This window comes from Brachybacterium endophyticum (assembly GCF_003130585.1).
Lineage (GTDB): Bacteria > Actinomycetota > Actinomycetes > Actinomycetales > Dermabacteraceae > Brachybacterium > Brachybacterium endophyticum.
Genome location: NZ_QFKX01000002.1, coordinates 748,518 through 767,317 on the forward strand (window position 1 = coordinate 748,518; position 18,800 = coordinate 767,317).

The following is an 18,800-nucleotide window of genomic DNA, read 5'->3' on the forward strand; positions in this document are numbered from 1 at the left end:
GTCCTGCGGCGCGGCCCTGTAGCGTCGGAGCATGAGCGAGAACAGCGCCGACCCCGCAGCACTCGTCGCCCCGCACGAGCGAGCGCTCGCGAGGTCCGACTTCCCCGTCGGCCGCGTGGCGCGCGTGCTGGGCATCGACCCCGAGCAGGCGGAGGTCGTGCTGCGCGACGAGGACCGGACGCGCCGGGCCATCGACGAGGCGGCCGCAGCGTTCCTCGAGGCCGACGACGACCGCCGGGCGGGCCGTCCGCCGCGCTCCGCGCTCGCCCTGGACCCCGACTTCCCGACCGGCACCGGCATGGCCCTGCTGGGCGCGGCGAGCTTGTGGGAGCACCGCACGGTCGTCCCGCGGATCGCCCTGCGGATCGCCAAGGACCACTACGAGGCGGGGGAGGACGCCCTCGCGGCGAGCTTCGTGGGGCTCGTCCAGGAGTCCGTGGATCCCGGTGGGGACGAGGCCTCCGCCTGGGCCGCCCAGTCGCTCCTGGTGCAGATCCTGCAGCGAGCCGGGGATCCGGCCCGAGCCGACGAGATCGCCCGCGACCTCGCCGCCCACGCGATCCCGCTGGACCTCTGGCGCGACGACGACCCGACCCTGCCCGACGACTCGATGGCCTGGCACGGCGGCGCCTTCGTGGGCGGCATCCCGCCGCGCCGCGACGAGCGCCACCTCAGCTACGAGGACGTCCACGACTACCTCGACCAGCTCCTGACCGGCATGCGCCGGGACCAGGAGGCCGAGCAGGACGACGCCTGAGCGGAGCGAGGAGGGACGTCGGCGCACGCGCCCGTCGAGCGCCGCGCATCCGGCCGCCGAACGCCGCGCACCCCGCGCGCATTCCCGCTCCCCGCGACCCGCCGGGGTGACCTCCCCGACGCCGCGGGAGGGAGCCGACCGTCGGCCCCCACCAGTACGCTGGATCCCATGGCCGACGACTTCGTTCACCTCCACGTCCATACCGATTACTCGCTGCTGGACGGGGCTGCGAAGGTCGACAAACTCGTGGACGAGGCGGTCCGTCAGGACCAGAAGGCCATCGCGATCACCGACCACGGCTACGTGTTCGGCGCCTACGAGTTCTACCGCACCGCCACCGCGGCCGGCGTGAAGCCGATCATCGGCGTCGAGGCCTACGTGACCCCGGGGACCAGCCGTCACGATCGCACCCGCGTGCAGTGGGGCACCAAGGAGCAGCAGGAGGCCGGCGACGACGTCTCCGCGCGCGGTGCCTACACCCACCTCACCCTTCTCTCGCGCAACACCGAGGGTATGCACAACCTCTTCCGGCTCGCCTCGGAGGCCTCGCTCGACGGCCAGATGGGCAAGTGGCCGCGGATGGACCGCGAGATCCTCCAGAAGTACTCGAGCGGACTGATCGCCTCCACCGGCTGCCCGTCGGGCGAGATCCAGACGCGCATCCGCCTGGGGCAGTGGGACGAGGCGGTCAAGGCCGCGGGCGAGTTCCAGGACATGTTCGGCAAGGAGCACTACTTCGTCGAGCTCATGGACCACGGGCTCCAGCTCGAGCAGCGCGTGACCCAGGAGCTGATCGCGCTCTCGAAGCACATCGGCGCGCCGCTGCTGGCCACCAACGACCTCCACTACGTCACCGAGGAGGATGCGAAGATCCAGGACGCCCTGCTGTGCATCAACTCGGGCTCCACCTTCGACACCCCCGGGCGCTTCAAGTTCGGCGGCTCCGGCTACTACCTGAAGTCCGCGCGCGAGATGCGCGAGCTGTTCCGTGAGCTCCCCGAGGCGTGCGACAACACGCTGCGGGTCGCCGAGATGTGCGACGTCTCGTTCACCACCACCGCCGAGGGCGCGAACTACATGCCCGTCTTCCCCTGCCCGCCCGGGGAGGACGAGCACTCGTGGTTCATCAAGGAGGTCCAGCGGGGGCTGGAGTACCGCTTCCCCCAGGGCATCCCCGACGACGTGAAGAAGCAGGCCGACTACGAGACCGGGATCATCACCCAGATGGGCTTCCCGGGCTACTTCCTGGTGGTCTCCGACTTCATCAAGTGGGCCAAGGAGAACGGGATCCGCGTGGGGCCCGGCCGAGGCTCCGGCGCCGGCTCGATGGTCGCCTACGCCATGCGCATCACCGATCTGAACCCCCTCGAGCACGGTCTGCTCTTCGAGCGCTTCCTGAACCCCGACCGCGTCTCCATGCCCGACTTCGACGTCGACTTCGATGATCGCCGTCGTGGCGAGGTCATCGAGTACGTGACCCGCAAGTACGGCGACGACAAGGTCTCCCAGCTGGTCACCTTCGGCGTCATGAAGACCAAGAACTCGCTCAAGGACGCCTCGCGCGTGCTCGGCTACCCCTACGCCATGGGCGACATGCTCTCCAAGGCGCTCCCGCCCTCGGTGATGGGCAAGGACATCCCGCTCTCGGGCATCGACGACCCCGAGCACAAGCGCTACGCCGAGGCCGGGGAGTTCCGGCGCGTCGTCCAGGAGAACCCCGACGCCCAGCGCGTCCTCGAGATCGCCAAGGGCGTCGAGGGCCTCGCCCGCGGATGGGGCGTGCACGCCTGCGGGATCATCATGTCCAGCCACACGCTGACCGACATCATCCCGATTATGCGCCGCCCGTCCGACGGCCAGGTCATCACCCAGTTCGAGTACCCCGAGTGCGAGGCGCTCGGCCTGCTGAAGATGGACTTCCTGGGGCTGCGCAACCTCACGATCATCTCCGACGCCCTGGAGAACATCGAGAAGAACGGCAAGACCGCCCCGGACCTCGAGACCCTCGAGTTCGACGACCCCGCCCCGTACGCGCTGCTGCAGCGCGGCGACACCGCCGGGGTGTTCCAGTTCGACTCCGCCGGGTACCGAGAGCTGTGCCGGCAGATGAAGCCCGACAAGTTCGGGGACATCTCCGCCCTCGGTGCGCTCTACCGACCTGGCCCGATGGGCATGAACTCCCATACGAACTACGCGCTGCGCAAGAACGGGATGCAGGAGATCACCCCGATCCACCCGGAGCTCGAGGAGCCGCTGCAGGAGGTCCTCTCCGAGACCTACGGCCTGATCGTGTATCAGGAGCAGGTCATGCAGATCGCCCAGAAGGTCGCCGGGTACTCGCTCGGCGAGGCCGACATCCTGCGTCGTGCGATGGGCAAGAAGAAGAAGGCCGAGCTGGACAAGCAGCACGTCTCCTTCGAGGCCGGCATGAAGGAGCGGGGCTACTCGAACGCGGCCATCACGGCGCTGTGGGAGACGCTGCTGCCCTTCGCCGACTACGCCTTCAACAAGTCGCACTCGGCGGCCTACGGCGTGGTCTCCTACTGGACCGCGTACCTCAAGGCGCACTTCCCGACCGAGTACATGGCGGCGCTGCTCACCTCCACGCAGGAGAACCGCGACCGTCTCGGCTTCTACCTCGGCGACTGCCGCCACCACGGCATCACCGTGCTCCCGCCGGACGTCAACGAGTCCGACCTGTACTTCTCGGCCGTGGGCGACGACATCCGCTTCGGGCTCTCCGCGATCCGCAACGTCGGCGCCAACGTCGTCGAGGCGATCCTCCAGGCCCGCGAGGAGAAGGGCGCCTTCACCTCCTTCACCGACTTCCTGGACAAGGTGCCGCTGACCGTGTGCAACAAGCGCACGATCGAGTCGCTCATCAAGGGCGGCGCCTTCGACTCCCTGGGCGCGAACCGCCGCTCGCTGGTGCTCATCCACGAGGACGCGGTCGACTCGGTGGTCGGGGTCAAGCGCAAGGAGGCCCAGGGCCAGTACGACCTCTTCGGCTCCGATCTCTTCGGCGGCGACGGGGGAGAGGAGAGCTCCGGCTCGTCGGCCACCATCACCATCCCCGAGCTGCCCGAATGGGACCGCAAGGAGAAGCTCGCCTTCGAGCGCAACATGCTGGGCCTGTACGTCTCGGACCACCCGCTGCACGGGCTCGAGCACATCATCGCCCAGAACTCGACGACCACGATCGCCTCCCTGGCCGACGACGGGGCGATCGAGGACGGCACGATGGTCACGATCGCGGGCCTGATCACGGGCCTGCAGCGCAAGACCACCAAGAAGGGCGACATGTGGGCGATCGCCACCGTCGAGGACCTCGAGGGGTCGATCGACTGCCTGCTGTTCCCCACCACCTACCAGACCGTCGCGACCGAGCTCGCCGAGGACCTCGTGGTCTCCATGAAGGGCCGCGTCGACACGTCCAAGGGCATGCCCGAGATGCGGGTGATGGAGATGAGCATCCCCGACACCTCCAGCTCGATGGGGACCGACGGGCCCGTGGTGATCTCGGTGCCCGCCACCCGGTTCACCCAGCGCATCGCCGAGGACCTGCGCGGCGTGCTCGAGGACAATCGCGGCATGAGCGAGGTGCGGCTGAAGCTCCAGGAGCCCGGCCGCTCGACCCTCCTGCAGCTCGACAAGCGTCTCGCGGTCTCGCCCTCGGCAGCGCTGTACGCCTCGCTGAAGGCGCTGCTGGGACCCGGCTGCCTCCACTGACACATGGACGAGGGCACGCTGCGCATCGCGACGTACAACATCCACCACGGGGCCGACGGCCGCGGGCGGCTCGATCTCGCGCGCACCGCCGACGCCATCGCCTCCCTTGAGGCGGACGTGGTCGGTCTGCAGGAGGTCGACGTCGCCTTCGGGCCGCGCTCGGGCGGCGAGGACCAGGCGCACCGTCTCGCCCAGATGCTGCGCATGCACGTGCGCTTCGCCCCCGCCATCGATCGTCCGGCGCCCCATGAGGAGGGGCCCCGCCGTCAGTACGGCTGTGCCCTGCTCAGCCGTTCCCCGCTCGGCTCTGCCCAGGCCCACCTGCTGCCCGGGCACCCCGGCCTGCTGCCGCCGCGGGAGCCGCGGGTGCTGCTGAGCACCCGGATCGCGGTGCCACCTGCCGATGGTCCGGGGTCGGCGGCCGACGGCGGCGAGCAGGGCGGCGACGAGCTCGCGGTGCTGGTGACCCACCTCGACCACGAGTCCCACGCCCACCGCACCGCGCAGGTGCTGCGCATCCTCGAGCATGCCGAGGAGATCACCGGGCCCGCGGTGCTGGTCGGTGACCTGAACGCCGATCCCGGCTCGAGTGAGCTCGCGCCGCTCGCGGCGCAGGGCTGGCAGGAGGCGGCGAGCATCCTCAGCCGCCACGTGCCACGCACCCCGCTCCTCTCGAAACTGCAGGCAGCGGTGCCGTTCGTGGACGCCGCCCGTGCCGCCACCAACCCGGCGGGCATCCCGCTGCGTCGACTGGACTCGGTCTGGGTGCGCGGGGATCTCGGCATCCGCGACCTCACTGTGCCTCGCACGCTCGCCTCGGACCATCGGCCGGTGGTCGCGACCATCGCGCGGAGCGACGGCGCGGAGCCGCCGGCTCCTCTACGGTGAGGCGATGACCACCGCCGATCCTGCCCCGCGCGATCCCGAGGCCCGCCGGGGCGAGAGCCTCCTGCCCGGGGACCTGCCGCCCGAGGACCTGCCGGCCGGGGAGCTGCTGCCCGAGGACCTCTTGCCCGAACACCTGCTGGCGGCCTTCCGCGAGCGCGCCGCCGTGCACGACCGGGAGAACACCTTCCCCGAGGCGGACCTCGCCGCCCTGCGCGAGCGCGGATACCTGCGTCTGCTGGTCCCCGTCGAGCTGGGCGGGCTCGGTGCGAGCCTGCTCGAGGCCGGGAGGATCCAGCGCCGACTGGCGCAGGCGGCCCCGGCCACGGCGCTCTCGATGAACATGCACCTGGTGGTCACCGGGGCCGCCCTGCACGCCCTGCGCGTGGGTGCCCCGGGCGCCGAGAGGGCGGGCGCCGAGCGGCTGCTCTCGAGCGCAGCCCGCGGCGAGCTGCTCGCCTTCGGGATCTCCGAGCCGGGCAACGAGGCGATGCTCTTCGACTCCGCCACCAGCGCCGTGGCGGACGCCGATGGCGGGTATTCCCTCAGCGGGACCAAGATCTTCACCTCCCTCGCGCCGGTGTGGGACCGACTCGTCGTCCATGCCAGGGTGGGCGACGCCGCCGGGGCCTCTGATCTCTCCGATCTGTCCGAGCGCTCCGAGTTCTCCGAGTCCCTCGAGCCCGAACTGGTCTTCGGCACGATCGTCCGCACGGATCGCGTCGAGACCCTCTCGGACTGGGACACCCACGGCATGCGCGCCACCCAGTCGCGCACCACCCGGCTCCACGGCGCGCGGCTGGAACCGGCCGACGTCATCACCCGCACGTCCGTCGGGCCGAACACCGACCCCTTCGTGATGGGGGTCTTCGGCGCCTTCGAGCTGCTGCTCGCCTCGGTCTACACGGGCGTCGCGGAGCGCGCGCTCGAGCTCGGGCAGCAGACCGCCCTGCACCGACGCAGCGTCACCCGCGGCATCGTCCACGCCGACGACCCCGACATCCGCTGGCGCCTGGCCGATGCCGCGATCGGACTCGACGGATCCGTGCTCCAGATCGAGAAGCTCCTCGCGGACCTCGACGCCCTCGGCACCGGAGCACGTGGCCCCGGCGTCCGGGACCACGGCCCGCGGTGGTTCCTGCAGCTCTCCGGTGTGAAGTCGCGGACCACCGAGACCGCGATCCGCACCGTCGACCAGGTGCTGCGCGCCAGCGGTGGCGCGCACTTCTCGCGAAGCTCCGAGCTCGAGCGACTCTCACGCGACGTGCGGGCCGGCCTCTACCACCCCTCGGACGAGGAATCGGTCCACTCCTCCTACGCCAAGGCCCTGCTCGGGGAGATCGGCGCACCGCGCGAGGAATGAGGCGCTCCCGCCCTCCGTCATCCGGAGCCGGGGCGGCGGTAGCCGAGGACCACGGCGGGAGAGCCGGTGAGCGCGTAGCGGAAGTCCGTCAGCAACTCGACGTAGCCGCAGCGGCGGTACAGGGCGCGGGCCGGGTTGTCGGGGCCGGTCGAGAGCAGCGAGGTGCGCTGCGGCATCGTCGCGTGCAGGGATTCCAGGAGGGCCCGTGCGTAGCCCTGCCCCCGCGCCCAGGGAGCCGTCGCGATCTCCACGACCTCGAACGCGTCCTGCGTCCATGCGGCATGCCCGGCCGCCTCGAGCGGAGCCTGGACCTGCTGGGGCCACCAGGACGATCGGTGGTAGGCATGGCCGAACATGATCGAGAGCGCGCGGTGGGTCGTGGGGTCCTCCACCACGAGGATGCGCGTCCCGGGCATCGCCGAGAGCGAGTAGCGGATGCGCCCGCGCAGATGCTCGAGCAGCGAAGCACCTGCGTCCCAGGCGCTGCGGTAGACCTCGAGGAGCTCGTCGAGGCGTGCACGGGCCTCGTCCGGGCTCAGGTCACGCGCGATCGCAGGGGGCACGGCCTCAGACTAGGACTGTCCGGGTGCGAGCACCGGGGCACTGCGGAAGAGGGGCGGTGGGGTGCGTCACCGTGCGATCCGGTGTCCGGTGTCCGGTGTCCGGTGTCGGGCGTCGGCGGACCGCTCCCATCGGCGGGCCGCCGGACAGGTCCCCCCTGCACACCGCGATCCCAATCCTCGGACGCCGGGTTCCGCATGGCGAGACCGGGAGTACGATCCCCGATCGTGACGCACTCTCCCGCCCCCGTGACCTCGGCCGAGTCCGAGACGACAGCACCCGACGCTGCTCCCGCGAACACCCGCGGACGCGTGATCGTCGCCTCGATGGTCGGCACCACCATCGAGTTCTTCGACTTCTACGCGTACGCGACCGCCGCCTCGCTGGTCTTCCCCGCCCTGTTCTTCCCGAACGAGACGCCGACGACGCAGCTGCTGAACTCCTTCGCCATCTTCGGGGTCGCGTTCTTCGCCCGCCCCATCGGCTCGATCCTCTTCGGTCACTTCGGCGACCGCATCGGGCGCAAGCGCACCCTGGTCGCGAGCCTGCTCGTGATGGGCATCGCGACCTTCCTGATCGGTGTGCTGCCCACTGCCTCGGTGCCGGGCTTCACGCTCCTCGCCCCGGCGATCCTGGTGCTGCTGCGGTTCTGCCAGGGCGTGGGCCTGGGCGGCGAGTGGTCGGGAGCGGCCCTGCTGGCCACCGAGAACGCTCCGGCCGGCAAGCGTGCGCTGTACGGGACCTTCCCGCAGCTGGGGGCCCCGATCGGCTTCATCCTCTCCAACGTGCTGTTCGTCGTGCTCAGCGTGACCATGAGCGACGCCCAGTTCGCCTCCTGGGGATGGCGACTGCCGTTCCTGATGTCGGCGGTCCTCGTGGTCGTCGGCCTCTGGGTCCGTCTGAAGCTCATGGAGACCCCCGCCTTCCAGCGGGTCCTGGACGAGCAGCGGGTGGCCTCGGTGCCCATCGCGCGCGTCTTCACCACGGCCTGGCGGCCGCTGATCCTCGCCACCCTCGCGATGGTCGCGACCTACGTGCTCTTCTACATGATGACCGCGTTCCTCATGGTCGTGGGCACCACCCCCTCCGAGGACGCGGTCCCAGGCCTGGGGTACTCGCGTCCGGTCTTCCTCACGATGCTCATCATCGGCGTCGTGTTCTTCGGGATCTTCACCCTCGTCTCGGGCCCCCTCGCCGACCGCGTGGGCCGACGCCGACTGCTGATCGTGGTCTCCGTCGCGATCGGCGTCTACGGGCTGCTGCTGCAGCCGCTGGTCTCCGCAGGCACCGTGGGCGTCATGGCCACCCTGATCATCGGGTTCACCCTGATGGGCCTCACCTTCGGGCCGATGGCGGCCTTCCTGCCCGAGATGTTCAAGGCCGACGTGCGCTACACCGGCAGCGCCGTCAGCTACAACCTGGCCTCCGTGATCGGTGCGGCCCCCGCGCCCTACGCGCTGATCGCCCTGTGGAGCGTGCTCGGCGGCGACCTCTGGCTGGTCGGCGGCTACCTCGCGCTCGCCGCAGTGATCACCCTGGTCTCGCTCGTGGTGGGCTCCGAGACCAAGGACGTGGACTTCCTGGCCTGAGCCCGACCTCGACCGGATCCGCGCGACGGGCCGGGACGCCCTCGGTCCGCAGTCCGGGCCGGGGCGCCCCGGCCCGTCGCGCAGATCGGGGCATCACCGGCCCGTCGGGCGGGACGTGGCGCCCTGGTTCCGGCTCCCTCGCCTACAGGTGGTCGTGCGGGCGGATGCCGCCGCGGCCCTTCAGCAGCAGGTTCAGCAGGACGGCACTGAAGGCGGCCGCGCTCACGCCCGAGCCGAGCACCATCGAGGCGAGCGAGGGCAGGGCGTCGTAGAGCGAGGGCACGGCGACGGGCAGCACAGCGAGCGACAGCGAGACCGCGACGATCAGGGTGTCGTGCCCGGCGTCGCGGTCATCGCGTCGCGGGGCCTCGCCGATGGTGCGGATGCCGGCGGCGGCGACCGAGCCGAACAGCACCAGGCCGGCGCCGCCGAGCACCGGCTGCGGGACGGCCGCGACGACGCGACCCAGCAGCGGCACCAGGCCCAGCAGCACGAGGATCACGCCGCCGGCGGCGACCGTGAAGCGCGACCGCACACGGGTCACCGAGATCAGGCCGATGTTCTGGGCGAACGCGGTCGCGGGGAACGAGTTCACCAGTGGGGCGAGAGCGCTTGCGGCCATGTCGGCACGGAGCCCGTCGGCCAGGCGGCGCGGGGGCAGGTCCGTGCCCACGACCTTGGTGACCGCGAACAGATTGGCGGTGGTCTCCATCAGGGTGACGATGATGACCACGACCATCGGCACGATCGCCGCGAGATGGAACGTGGGCGCCCCGAAGGCGAACGGCCGCGGGAGGGCGACGACGCTGCCGGAGGCGACCTGGGAGAAGTCGGCGGAGCCCGCGAGCGCCGCGATCACGGTCCCCACCGCGATGCCCAGCAGGATGGCGATGCCGGAGAGCGCCCGGATCCGCGAGAACACCAGCACGGCCACCAGGGTGAACGCCGCGAGCCCGAGATGCAGGGCGCTCCCGTAGCCCGGGGCGCCCTCGGTGCCCATGATCCATCCGGCGGCGACCGGCAGCAGGGAGATCCCCATCGCCGCGATGATCGTCCCGGTCACCACGGGCGGGAACAGCGGTTGTAGCCGCGAGACCACCGGCGCGAGCAGGAAGCCGACGACTCCGGCGACGATCACGGCACCGAAGACCGAGGGGAGACCGCCGTCGCCCGCGATGATCACGAGCATCGTGGAGACGGCGCCGAAGGTGGTGCCCTGCACGAGCGGCAGCTTCGCCCCGAAGAAGGGGATGCCCAGCGACTGCAGCAGGGTGGTCACGCCCGAGACGAACAGCGCCGAGGCGACCAGGAGACCGATCTGATCCGACCCGAGCTTCGCGGCGCCGCCGACGATCAGCGGGACCGCGACCACGCCGCCGTACATCGAGAGCACGTGCTGGGCGCCGTAGACCAGGCTGCGACCCAGCGGCAGGCGCTCGTCCTCGGGGCGCCGGCCGGGGGAGGGGGAGGCGGCGCCGGGTGCGGCGGTCCCGGGCGCGGCGGACTCGGGCGCTGTAGTTCCGGGTGCGGCGGTCCCGGGCGCGGGGTTCTCGGGCACGGGATTCTCGGAGGTGGGCGTCTCGTAGGAGGAGGTCTCGGGCACGAAGGGGTCCTGACGAAGCGGGGGAGAGAGCACGAAGCGCCCACCGCGGCGACGGTGAGCGCTTCGAGCAGACTACGCGCGCGACCGGTCGGCCGCATCCGCTGGAGATGGGGGTGAGACGCGAAACCCCGCTGCGGTGCCGTCACCTGGTGCTGCGTGAGGCTGCGCGGACGCGGTGAGGCATCCGGGGAGCCGGTCGAGATGCCGAGAGCCCTCTATCGGACAGTTTCGTGCCGAAAACGGGGGTTCTCGGCACGAAACTGTCCTATAGGCGGGGTGCGCCGCCGAGGGGCCGCCGACGGGCTGCCGACGGGCCGCCGACGGCGCCGGTGAACCGCCGACGGGCCACCGACGGGCCGCCGACGGCAGCGACCGCCGTCCCGAGGCCCGCGGCGCAGCCGGCCGGAGCCCCGCCCGTCCCTCAGACGGTGCGGTGGCTGCGGTAGTAGCGGATCAGCTCGGCGGTCGAGGAGTCCTGGGCGTCGATCGCGCTCTCGTCGCCGGCGACGGCGGGGGCGAGCTCCTTCGCGAGCTGCTTGCCGAGCTCCACGCCCCACTGGTCGAAGGAGTTGATGCCCCACACGGTGCCCTCGACGAAGGTGATGTGCTCGTACAGGGCGATCAGCTGACCCAGGACGCTCGGGGTGAGCGCGGGAGCCATGATCGAGGTCGAGGGGCGGTCGCCCGAGAACATGCGCGCGGGTACGAGGTCGCCATCGGTGCCCTCGGCGCGCACCTCCTCCTCGTTCTTGCCGAAGGCGAGCGCCTTGGTCTGGGCGAAGAAGTTCGCGAGGAACAGCTCGTGGACGTCCTGCTCGCCGTCCTTCAGAGGGCGCACCGGGTCCGCGAAGGCGATGAAGTCCGCGGGGATGATCCGGCTGCCCTGGTGGATCAGCTGGTAGAAGGCGTGCTGGCCGTTGGTGCCGGGCTCGCCCCAGAAGACCTCGCCGGTATCGGTCGTCGCCGTCGAGCCGTCCCAGCGCACGTCCTTGCCGTTGGACTCCATGGTCAGCTGCTGGAGGTAGGCGGGGAAGCGGTGGAGGTACTGCGAGTAGGGGAGCACCGCGTGGGTCTCGGCCTCGAGGAAGTTCACGTTCCAGATGTTGATGAGGCCCATCAGCAGCGGCACGTTCTTCTCGGCCGGGGCGGTGCGGAAGTGCTCGTCCATCGCGTGGAAGCCGGCGAGCAGCTCCTCGAAGGTCTCCGGGCCCAGCACGGTCGCCAGCACGGTGCCGATCGCGGAGTCGACCGAGTAGCGTCCGCCCACCCAGTTCCAGAAGCCGAAGGCGTTGTCGGGGTCGATCCCGAAGTCCGCGACCTTGTCCAGCGCGGTGGAGACGGCGACGAAGTGCTTCGCCACGGCCTCCTTCTCCTGCTCGGCGGTGAGCCCCGCGTTCTCCCGCAGCCCGGCGAGAAGCCACTCGCGCACCAGCCGCGCGTTGGTGATGGTCTCGAGCGTGGTGAAGGTCTTCGACGCGACGATCACGAGGGTGGTCTCGGGGTCGAGGTCTGCGGTGGTCTCGTAGGCGTCGGTCGGATCGATGTTCGAGATGAAGCGCGCCTCGAGCCCCTCCTGGGCGTAGGGCTTCAGCGCCTCGTAGACCATCACGGGGCCCAGGTCGGAGCCGCCGATGCCGATGTTCACGACGGTCTCGATCTTCTTCCCGGTCACGCCGGTCCACTCGCCCGAGCGGACCGAGCGCGCGAAGTCGTAGATGCGGCCGAGGGTCTCGTGCACGTCGTGGTCGATGTCCTGGCCGTCGACGACGAGCTCGGGGGAGGCGCCCTCGGGGCGGCGCAGCGCCGTGTGCAGAACGGCGCGGTCCTCGGTGGTGTTGATGTGCGCGCCGGCGAACATCGCATCGCGTCGGGCGGCGACGCCCGTCTCCTCGGCGAGCTGCAGGAGCAGGTCGAGGGTCTCGGCCGTCACCAGGTTCTTGGAGAGGTCGACGTGCAGATCGGCGGCGTCGTGGCTGAAGCGCTGCGCCCGCCGGGGATCGGCGTCGAACCATTCGCGCAGCGATCCCTCGATCGACTCGTCGTGCGCCAGGAGCTTCTCCCAGGCGTTCGTGGTGGTGGGGTCGACCGGTGCGTCCTGCTCGTTCTGCGGCGTCTGTGCGGAAGTCATGGCCCCATTGTCCCCCTACGGGCGACGACTCGGCCAGGTGAGCGGACGTGGCGGTGGGAACACCCGTCGTGTCCTGTCGCGATCGGGTCCCGGGGAGGACGGGCGTGAGAGCGGGGGAGTCGACGTGAGCGGCGGGGAGACGCGGAACAAGGGGAGCGGGCGGCGGCTCAGGCACGCACGCGGGGCAGTGACCGTTTCGTGACCAATAGATGGATACTTCTTGCGCTATGCACGCGGTCACATCATGCACACTGGAGGGCACGCGCGTCGCTCCTCAGGGACCGCACGATCGCGCCACCTCACGGAAAGCAGTGCCGCATCCACGGTGCCGCCCCAGATGACACGAGGAGTGTCCATGACCATCTCACGTCGCTCGATGATCTTCGGCACCGCCGCCGGCGGCACCGCTGCGCTCGCCCTGGCCGCCTGCGGCGGCGGCAGCGACAGCGGGTCGGGATCCGGCGGAGGCTCCGGCGACCCCGTCTACGCCTTCAACATCGAGCCCCAGAACCCGCTGATCCCCACCAACACCAACGAGGTGGGTGGCGGCCGCGTCCTGAACTGCATCTTCGCCGGGCTCGTCTACTACAAGGCCGACGGCACCGCCGAGAACGACCTCGCCGAGTCCATCGAGTCCGACGACAACCAGACCTGGACGATCAAGATCAAGAAGGGGAAGAAGTTCTCCGACGGGTCCGAGGTCACCGCGAAGTCCTTCGTCGATGCCTGGAACTACGGCGCCAACGCCAAGAACGCGCAGCTGGGCCAGAGCTTCTTCGAGCCCATCGAGGGCTTCGACAAGGTCTCCGCCGACGGCGCCAAGGCCGATGACACGCTCTCGGGCCTCAAGGTCGTCGACGACCAGACCTTCACCGTCAAGCTGGTCTCCGAGCAGTCCGACTTCCCGAACCGCCTGGGCTACTCCGCCTACGTCCCGCTGCCGGAGTCCGCGTTCGATGACATGAAGGCCTTCGGCGAGAAGCCGGTCTCCAACGGCCCCTACACGGTCGATTCCTGGACCCACGACCAGGAGATCGTGCTGGTCCCCAACGATGGCTACGACGGCCCGCGCAAGGCCAAGAACTCGGGTCTGACCTTCACCATCTACTCGTCGGACGACACCATGTACGGCGACCTGGAGTCGGGCGACGTCGACGTCGTGGACATCATCCCGAACTCGGCACTGACGAGCTTCGAGGACACCCTGGGCGACCGGGCCGTCAACGAGCCGGGCGCCCTGTTCCAGACCTTCACCATCGCCCAGAACGACCCGAACTTCTCGGGCCAGGCGGGCAAGCTGCGCCGCCAGGCGATCTCCCGCGCGATCGACCGCAAGTCGATCTGCGACAAGCTGTTCAACGGCACCCGCACCCCGGCGACCGACTTCGTCGCCCCGGTGATCCCCGGTGGCGGTGCGACGGACGTCCCCGGCGCGGAGGTCCTCGAGTTCGACGAGGCCGAGGCGAAGAAGCTGTGGGCCGAGGCGGAGAAGAAGAAGCCCTTCAAGGGCGACTTCACCCTCGCCTACAACGCGGACCAGCCGCACAAGGACTGGGTCGAGGCCGTGTGCAACAGCGTGAAGAACACCCTGGGCATCTCGGCGAAGCCGAACCCGATCCCCGCCTTCGGCGACTTCCGCCAGCAGATCACCGAGCGCAAGCTCAAGGGTGCCTTCCGCTCGGGCTGGCAGGCCGACTACCCCTCGGCCTACAACTTCCTCGGCCCGCTCTACTCCTCGGCAGCTGCCGACGGCAAGGGCTCGAACGACGGCGACTACAAGAACCCCGAGTTCGATGACCTGCTCAAGGAGGGCCTCGCGGCCTCCGACGAGAAGGGTGCGCTGGAGAAGTACAAGGCCGCCGAGGCGATCCTGATGGAGGACCTCCCGGCGATCCCGCTGTGGTACCAGAACACCCTGGGCGGCTATTCGGAGAACGTCTCCGATGTGAAGTTCGGTTGGGACACGGTCCCGCTGTACTACGCCGTCACCAAGTGACGGGCGCGAGCACACGCATCCGTTGATCACGGGGCGGGAGGAGCACGGTGCTCCTCCCGCCCCGAGGTCCGTCCGCGACCGCATGCCCCGCCGGGCGCCGCTGCGCCGTCGCGCGCTGCGCCCGCCGTCGGTCACGGACCCGGCCGGCACGGCCCTGCCGGGCCCGGCCATCTTCCGCGGGACGAGACGTGTCTCGTCCCTCCACCATCAACCTGAGGTGACCCAGTGATCTGGTACATCGTGCGGCGACTGCTGCAGATGATCCCCGTCTTCCTCGGTGCGACCCTGCTGATCTACGTCATGGCGTTCTACGCCGGCGGCGATCCGATCCAGGCGATCATGGGCGACAAGCCCCTCTCGCCGGCCGTGCAGGACCAGCTCCGAGCGCAGTACAACCTGGACAAGCCGCTGATCGTGCAGTGGCTGATCTACGTGGGGAAGGTGGTGCGAGGCGACTTCGGCGTCGGCTTCAACGGCCGACCCATCCTCGAGCAGATCCAGACCGCGTTCCCGGTGACGTTCCGCCTCGCCCTGATCGCCGTCGCCTTCGAGACGGTGCTCGGCGTCATCGCCGGTGTCATCTCCGGGCTGCGCAAGGGCACCTGGATCGACACCACCCTGCTGATGATCTCGCTCCTCGTGATCGCCGTCCCCACCTTCGTGATCGGCTTCGTCGCGCAGTTCGTGCTGGGCGTGCAGCTCGGGGTCGTCCCCGTGAACGTGGGACGCGACGCGAGCGTGGTGAACCTGCTGCTCCCGGGATTCGTGCTGGGGATCGTGTCCTTCGCCTACGTGCTGCGCCTGACGCGCACCTCGATCACGGAGGTGGCCACCGCCGACCACGTGCGCACGGCGACCGCCAAGGGGCTCTCCCGCGGCGGCGTGATCTCCAAGCACATCATGCGCAACTCCCTGATCCCCGTGGTCACCTTCATCGGTGCGGACCTGGGCACGCTGATGGGCGGGGCGATCGTCACCGAGAAGATCTTCAACATCCACGGGGTCGGCTCGGTGCTCTACCAGGCGATCAACAAGTCCGAGAGCCCGGTGATCGTCTCCGTGGTCACGATCATGGTGATGGTCTTCCTGCTCACCAACCTCATCGTGGACCTGCTCTACGCCGTGCTCGACCCGAGGATCCGCCATGCGAAGTGATCAGACCGCACGCTCCCTGCGTCCCGCTGCCGAGCATTTCGTCGCACCGCTCGACGAGACCCCTCTGCAGAAGGTCGACGCCGTGGACACCACGGCCACCCCGCGCTCCATGTGGGGAGAGGCCAGCCACAACCTGGTCCGCAACCCCGTGTTCGTGATCTCGGCGCTGCTGATCCTGCTGCTGCTGTTCGTGGCGGCCTTCCCGGGCGTCTTCACCCAGTACGACCCCACCAAGGGTGATCTCTCGATCTCCAACCAGCCTCCCGGCGACGGGCACCTGCTGGGCACCACCCGCCAGGGATACGACGTCTGGGCGCGCGTGCTGTACGGCACCCGCACCTCCCTGACGGTCGGCTTCTTCGCGATGGTCATCTCCACCGTCATCGGCGTCGTCATCGGCGCGTTCGCCGGCTACGTGGGCGGCTGGGTCGACGAGGTCCTCTCGCGCATCACCGAGATCTTCTTCGCCCTGCCGCTCGTGCTCGGCGCGATCGTCGCGTTCACCGCACTGAGCAACGGGGTCGGCACCGTCACGATCGCCCTGATCCTCGCGCTGTTCGGGTGGACGAACATCGCCCGCATCACCCGCGGCACGGTGCTGTCGGTCAAGTACCAGGACTTCGTGACTGCTTCGACGGCGCTCGGAGCGGGGCGGCTGACGAACCTGGCCAAGCACGTGCTGCCCAATGCGATCGCCCCCGTGATCGTCACGGCGACCGTGAACCTGGGCGTCTTCATCGTCGCGCAGTCCACGTTGGCGTACCTCGGTCTGGGCACCGGGAGCGTCTCGTGGGGCGGGGACATCTCCGATGCCCAGCCCGCCCTCCGGAACAACCCGATGATGCTGTTCTACCCGTCCTTCGCGCTCGCGATCTGCGTGCTGAGCTTCATCATGCTCGGCGATGCCGTCCGCGATGCCCTGGACCCCAAGGCGAGGAAGCGATGAGCACCACCACTGCACCCCGCGCGGGCGAGCAGCCCGCGACCGACGAGGCCGGCCCCCTGCTGGAGATCCGCGACCTCGACATCACCTTCAACACCTCCAGCGGCCCGGTGCACGCCGTGCGCGGAGCGAACCTCGAGGTCTATCCCGGTGAGACCGTCGCGATCGTCGGCGAGTCCGGTTCCGGCAAGTCGACGACGGCGATGAGCATCTCGCGTCTGCTGCCCAACAACGGCAAGGTCACCGGAGGGTCGATCCGCTTCGACGGCAAGGACATCACCTCCGTGCCGCTGGGACAGATCCGTGCCCTGCGTGGCAGCGAGATCGGTCTGGTCCCGCAGGACCCGATGAGCAACCTCAACCCGCTGTGGAAGGTGGGCAGCCAGATCGACGAGGCGCTCGCCGCCAACGGTGTCGCCAAGGGCGCCGCCGCCAAGCAGCGCACCGTCGAGCTTCTCGAGGAGGCCGGCCTCCCCGATGCCGAGTGTCGTGCCGGGCAGTACCCGCACGAGTTCTCCGGTGGCATGCGCCAGAGGGCGCTGATCGCCATGGGGCTGGCCGCGCGCCCCCGGCTGCTGATCGCCGACGAGCCCACCAGCGCCCTGGACGTCACCGTCCAGCAGCAGATCCTCGACCACCTCGACACCCTGACCGCGGAGCTCGGGGTCGCCGTGCTGCTGATCACCCACGACCTGGGTCTCGCCGCGGAGCGCGCCCAGCACCTGGTGGTGATGTACAAGGGCCAGATCGTCGAGTCCGGCCCGGCCCTGCAGATCCTGCAGGACCCCCAGCACCCGTACACGAAGCGACTGATCGCGGCCGCGCCCTCGCTCGCCTCCCGTCGTCTGGTCTCGGCCAAGGACCGGGGCGCGGAGGGCGAGGCCACGGGCTCCGGCGACGGCGGCGCCGCACCCGTCGGTGGCTCCGACGCACCGGCCGCCTCGGCCGACGGGGGAGCCGCGGCCGTCGCCGCGACGGCCGCCGCGACTCCCGCCGCGAAGGCTGCGGCGAGCGACGCGGACACCTCGGGGAGCGGACGCGAGAGCACCGGGACCGACGCCGACATCGTGATTCGCGCGGAGAACCTCACCAAGGTCTTCCCCCTGCGCGGGAAGGTGCCCTGGCGGAGCACGCCGTTCACCGCCGTCGACGACGTCAGCTTCGATCTGCGCCGCGGCACCACCACGGCGATCGTGGGGGAGTCCGGGTCCGGCAAGTCGACCGTCGCGCAGATGGTCCTGCGCCTGCTCGAGCCCACGTCGGGACGCATCCTCTTCGAGGGGCGCGACATCGCCGGGATGAAGGGACGGGAGATGATGGCGCTGCGCCGCCGCGTGCAGCCGATCTTCCAGAACCCCTACGGCACGCTCGACCCGATGTACTCGATCTACCGCACGATCGAGGAGCCGCTGCGCCTGCACGGCATCGGCGATGCCAAGAGCCGCGAGGCGAAGGTCCGCGACCTGCTCGACAAGGTCGCCCTCCCCGCGGCCATGATGCGCCGCTACCCCAACGAGCTCTCCGGTGGTCAGCGCCAGAGGATCGCGATCGCCCGCGCGCTCGCCCTCGACCCGGAGGTCGTGGTGTGCGACGAGGCGGTCTCCGCCCTCGACGTGCTGGTGCAGGACCAGGTCCTGCACCTGCTCAACGACCTGCAGGCCGAGCTCGGCCTGTCCTACCTGTTCATCACCCACGACCTCGCGGTGGTCCGTCAGATCGCCGATCGCACCGTGGTGATGGAGAAGGGGCGGATCGTCGAGCACGGGACCACGGACGCCGTCTTCCACGGCCCGCAGGAGGAGTACACCAAGCGACTCCTGGCCGCGATCCCCGGTGGCTCGATCCCGCTCGCGGGCTCCGAGACCATCGAGGTCGACGTGGACACCGACGTCGCCGAGTCCGAGGACGCGCGCGCCGAGGACGTCGATCCGCACCATCCGCTGGGCGGCGACCCCGAGGATCCCTTCACCGGCGCAGGGCACGTCTGAGTCCTGCCGCCGAGCGGCCCGCTCGCATCGCATCCGCCGGCCCGTCCCGGCCCTCGCGGGTCCGGGCGGGCCGGCGGCGTGTCCAACCGCACCCCGGTGAACG

At 70.1% G+C, this 18,800-nt stretch carries 12 protein-coding genes; 9 read left to right on the forward strand and 3 right to left on the reverse strand.

Features of this window, described 5'->3' with window-relative positions; translation table 11 throughout:
* Positions 1 to 31 precede the first annotated feature (31 nt).
* The 4 genes from DEO23_RS07765 (at position 32) to DEO23_RS07780 (ending at position 6,734) form a co-directional block, all read left to right on the forward strand.
* Positions 32 to 757 (forward strand): hypothetical protein, encoded by a 726-nt coding sequence (locus DEO23_RS07765; protein WP_109275395.1) that lies wholly within the window; start codon positions 32 to 34, stop codon positions 755 to 757.
* A gap of 168 nt (positions 758 to 925) precedes the next feature.
* Positions 926 to 4,486 carry a DNA polymerase III subunit alpha gene (dnaE, locus tag DEO23_RS07770; RefSeq protein WP_109275396.1) on the forward strand — a complete coding sequence of 1,187 codons (3,561 nt, stop codon included), beginning with the start codon at positions 926 to 928 and terminating at the stop codon, positions 4,484 to 4,486.
* Between the two features lie 3 nt (positions 4,487 to 4,489).
* A complete protein-coding gene (locus tag DEO23_RS07775) occupies positions 4,490 to 5,374 on the forward strand; it encodes an endonuclease/exonuclease/phosphatase family protein (protein WP_109275397.1) in 885 nt (294 codons plus the stop codon).
* 4 nt (positions 5,375 to 5,378) lie between these two features.
* The gene (locus DEO23_RS07780; protein ID WP_109275398.1) at positions 5,379 to 6,734 is read left to right on the forward strand and encodes an acyl-CoA dehydrogenase family protein; all 1,356 of its coding nucleotides are present in this window, start codon (positions 5,379 to 5,381) and stop codon (positions 6,732 to 6,734) included.
* 17 nt (positions 6,735 to 6,751) lie between these two features.
* On the opposite strand, the gene DEO23_RS07785 is transcribed toward DEO23_RS07780, so the two are convergent.
* A complete protein-coding gene (locus DEO23_RS07785) occupies positions 6,752 to 7,297 on the reverse strand; it encodes a GNAT family N-acetyltransferase (protein WP_109275399.1) in 546 nt (181 codons plus the stop codon).
* Between the two features lie 225 nt (positions 7,298 to 7,522).
* Here DEO23_RS07785 and DEO23_RS07790 point away from each other — a divergent pair, with 225 nt between their 5' ends.
* Complete coding sequence (locus tag DEO23_RS07790) at positions 7,523 to 8,884, forward strand: MFS transporter (RefSeq protein WP_420808017.1); 1,362 nt, start codon at positions 7,523 to 7,525, stop codon at positions 8,882 to 8,884.
* Between the two features lie 142 nt (positions 8,885 to 9,026).
* On the opposite strand, the gene DEO23_RS07795 is transcribed toward DEO23_RS07790, so the two are convergent.
* Positions 9,027 to 10,487: a nucleobase:cation symporter-2 family protein gene (locus tag DEO23_RS07795; protein ID WP_240613282.1), complete on the reverse strand. Its 1,461-nt coding sequence runs from the start codon at positions 10,485 to 10,487 to the stop codon at positions 9,027 to 9,029.
* Between the two features lie 421 nt (positions 10,488 to 10,908).
* Positions 10,909 to 12,615, reverse strand: a complete 1,707-nt coding sequence (gene pgi / locus DEO23_RS07800; protein WP_109275401.1) for a glucose-6-phosphate isomerase — start codon at positions 12,613 to 12,615, stop codon at positions 10,909 to 10,911.
* A 355-nt stretch (positions 12,616 to 12,970) separates the two neighbouring features.
* Between pgi and DEO23_RS07805 the strand changes: the two genes are divergently transcribed.
* The 4 genes from DEO23_RS07805 (at position 12,971) to DEO23_RS07820 (ending at position 18,697) form a co-directional block, all read left to right on the forward strand.
* Positions 12,971 to 14,611, forward strand: coding sequence for a peptide ABC transporter substrate-binding protein (locus DEO23_RS07805; RefSeq protein WP_109275402.1), 1,641 nt, complete (start codon positions 12,971 to 12,973; stop codon positions 14,609 to 14,611).
* A gap of 225 nt (positions 14,612 to 14,836) precedes the next feature.
* Positions 14,837 to 15,766 carry an ABC transporter permease gene (locus DEO23_RS07810; protein ID WP_109275403.1) on the forward strand — a complete coding sequence of 310 codons (930 nt, stop codon included), beginning with the start codon at positions 14,837 to 14,839 and terminating at the stop codon, positions 15,764 to 15,766.
* Complete coding sequence (locus tag DEO23_RS07815; protein WP_109275404.1) at positions 15,756 to 16,712, forward strand: ABC transporter permease; 957 nt, start codon at positions 15,756 to 15,758, stop codon at positions 16,710 to 16,712. Before DEO23_RS07810 ends, DEO23_RS07815 begins: the two co-directional genes overlap by 11 nt.
* Positions 16,709 to 18,697, forward strand: a complete 1,989-nt coding sequence (locus tag DEO23_RS07820) for an ABC transporter ATP-binding protein (protein WP_109275405.1) — start codon at positions 16,709 to 16,711, stop codon at positions 18,695 to 18,697. The genes DEO23_RS07815 and DEO23_RS07820 overlap by 4 nt, the downstream gene beginning before the upstream one ends.
* Positions 18,698 to 18,800: the final 103 nt, after the last annotated feature.

Excerpts from the sequence above, each read along its gene's own strand:
- DEO23_RS07815 (WP_109275404.1), top strand. The coding sequence starts at position 15,756 with ATGCGAAGTGATCAGACCGCACGCTCCCTGCGTCCCGCTGCCGAGCAT.
- DEO23_RS07775 (WP_109275397.1), top strand. The coding sequence starts at position 4,490 with ATGGACGAGGGCACGCTGCGCATCGCGACGTACAACATCCACCACGGG.
- DEO23_RS07820 (WP_109275405.1), top strand. The coding sequence starts at position 16,709 with ATGAGCACCACCACTGCACCCCGCGCGGGCGAGCAGCCCGCGACCGAC.
- dnaE (WP_109275396.1), top strand. The coding sequence starts at position 926 with ATGGCCGACGACTTCGTTCACCTCCACGTCCATACCGATTACTCGCTG.
- DEO23_RS07805 (WP_109275402.1), top strand. The coding sequence starts at position 12,971 with ATGACCATCTCACGTCGCTCGATGATCTTCGGCACCGCCGCCGGCGGC.
- pgi (WP_109275401.1), bottom strand. The coding sequence starts at position 12,615 with ATGACTTCCGCACAGACGCCGCAGAACGAGCAGGACGCACCGGTCGAC.
- DEO23_RS07780 (WP_109275398.1), top strand. The coding sequence starts at position 5,379 with ATGACCACCGCCGATCCTGCCCCGCGCGATCCCGAGGCCCGCCGGGGC.
- DEO23_RS07765 (WP_109275395.1), top strand. The coding sequence starts at position 32 with ATGAGCGAGAACAGCGCCGACCCCGCAGCACTCGTCGCCCCGCACGAG.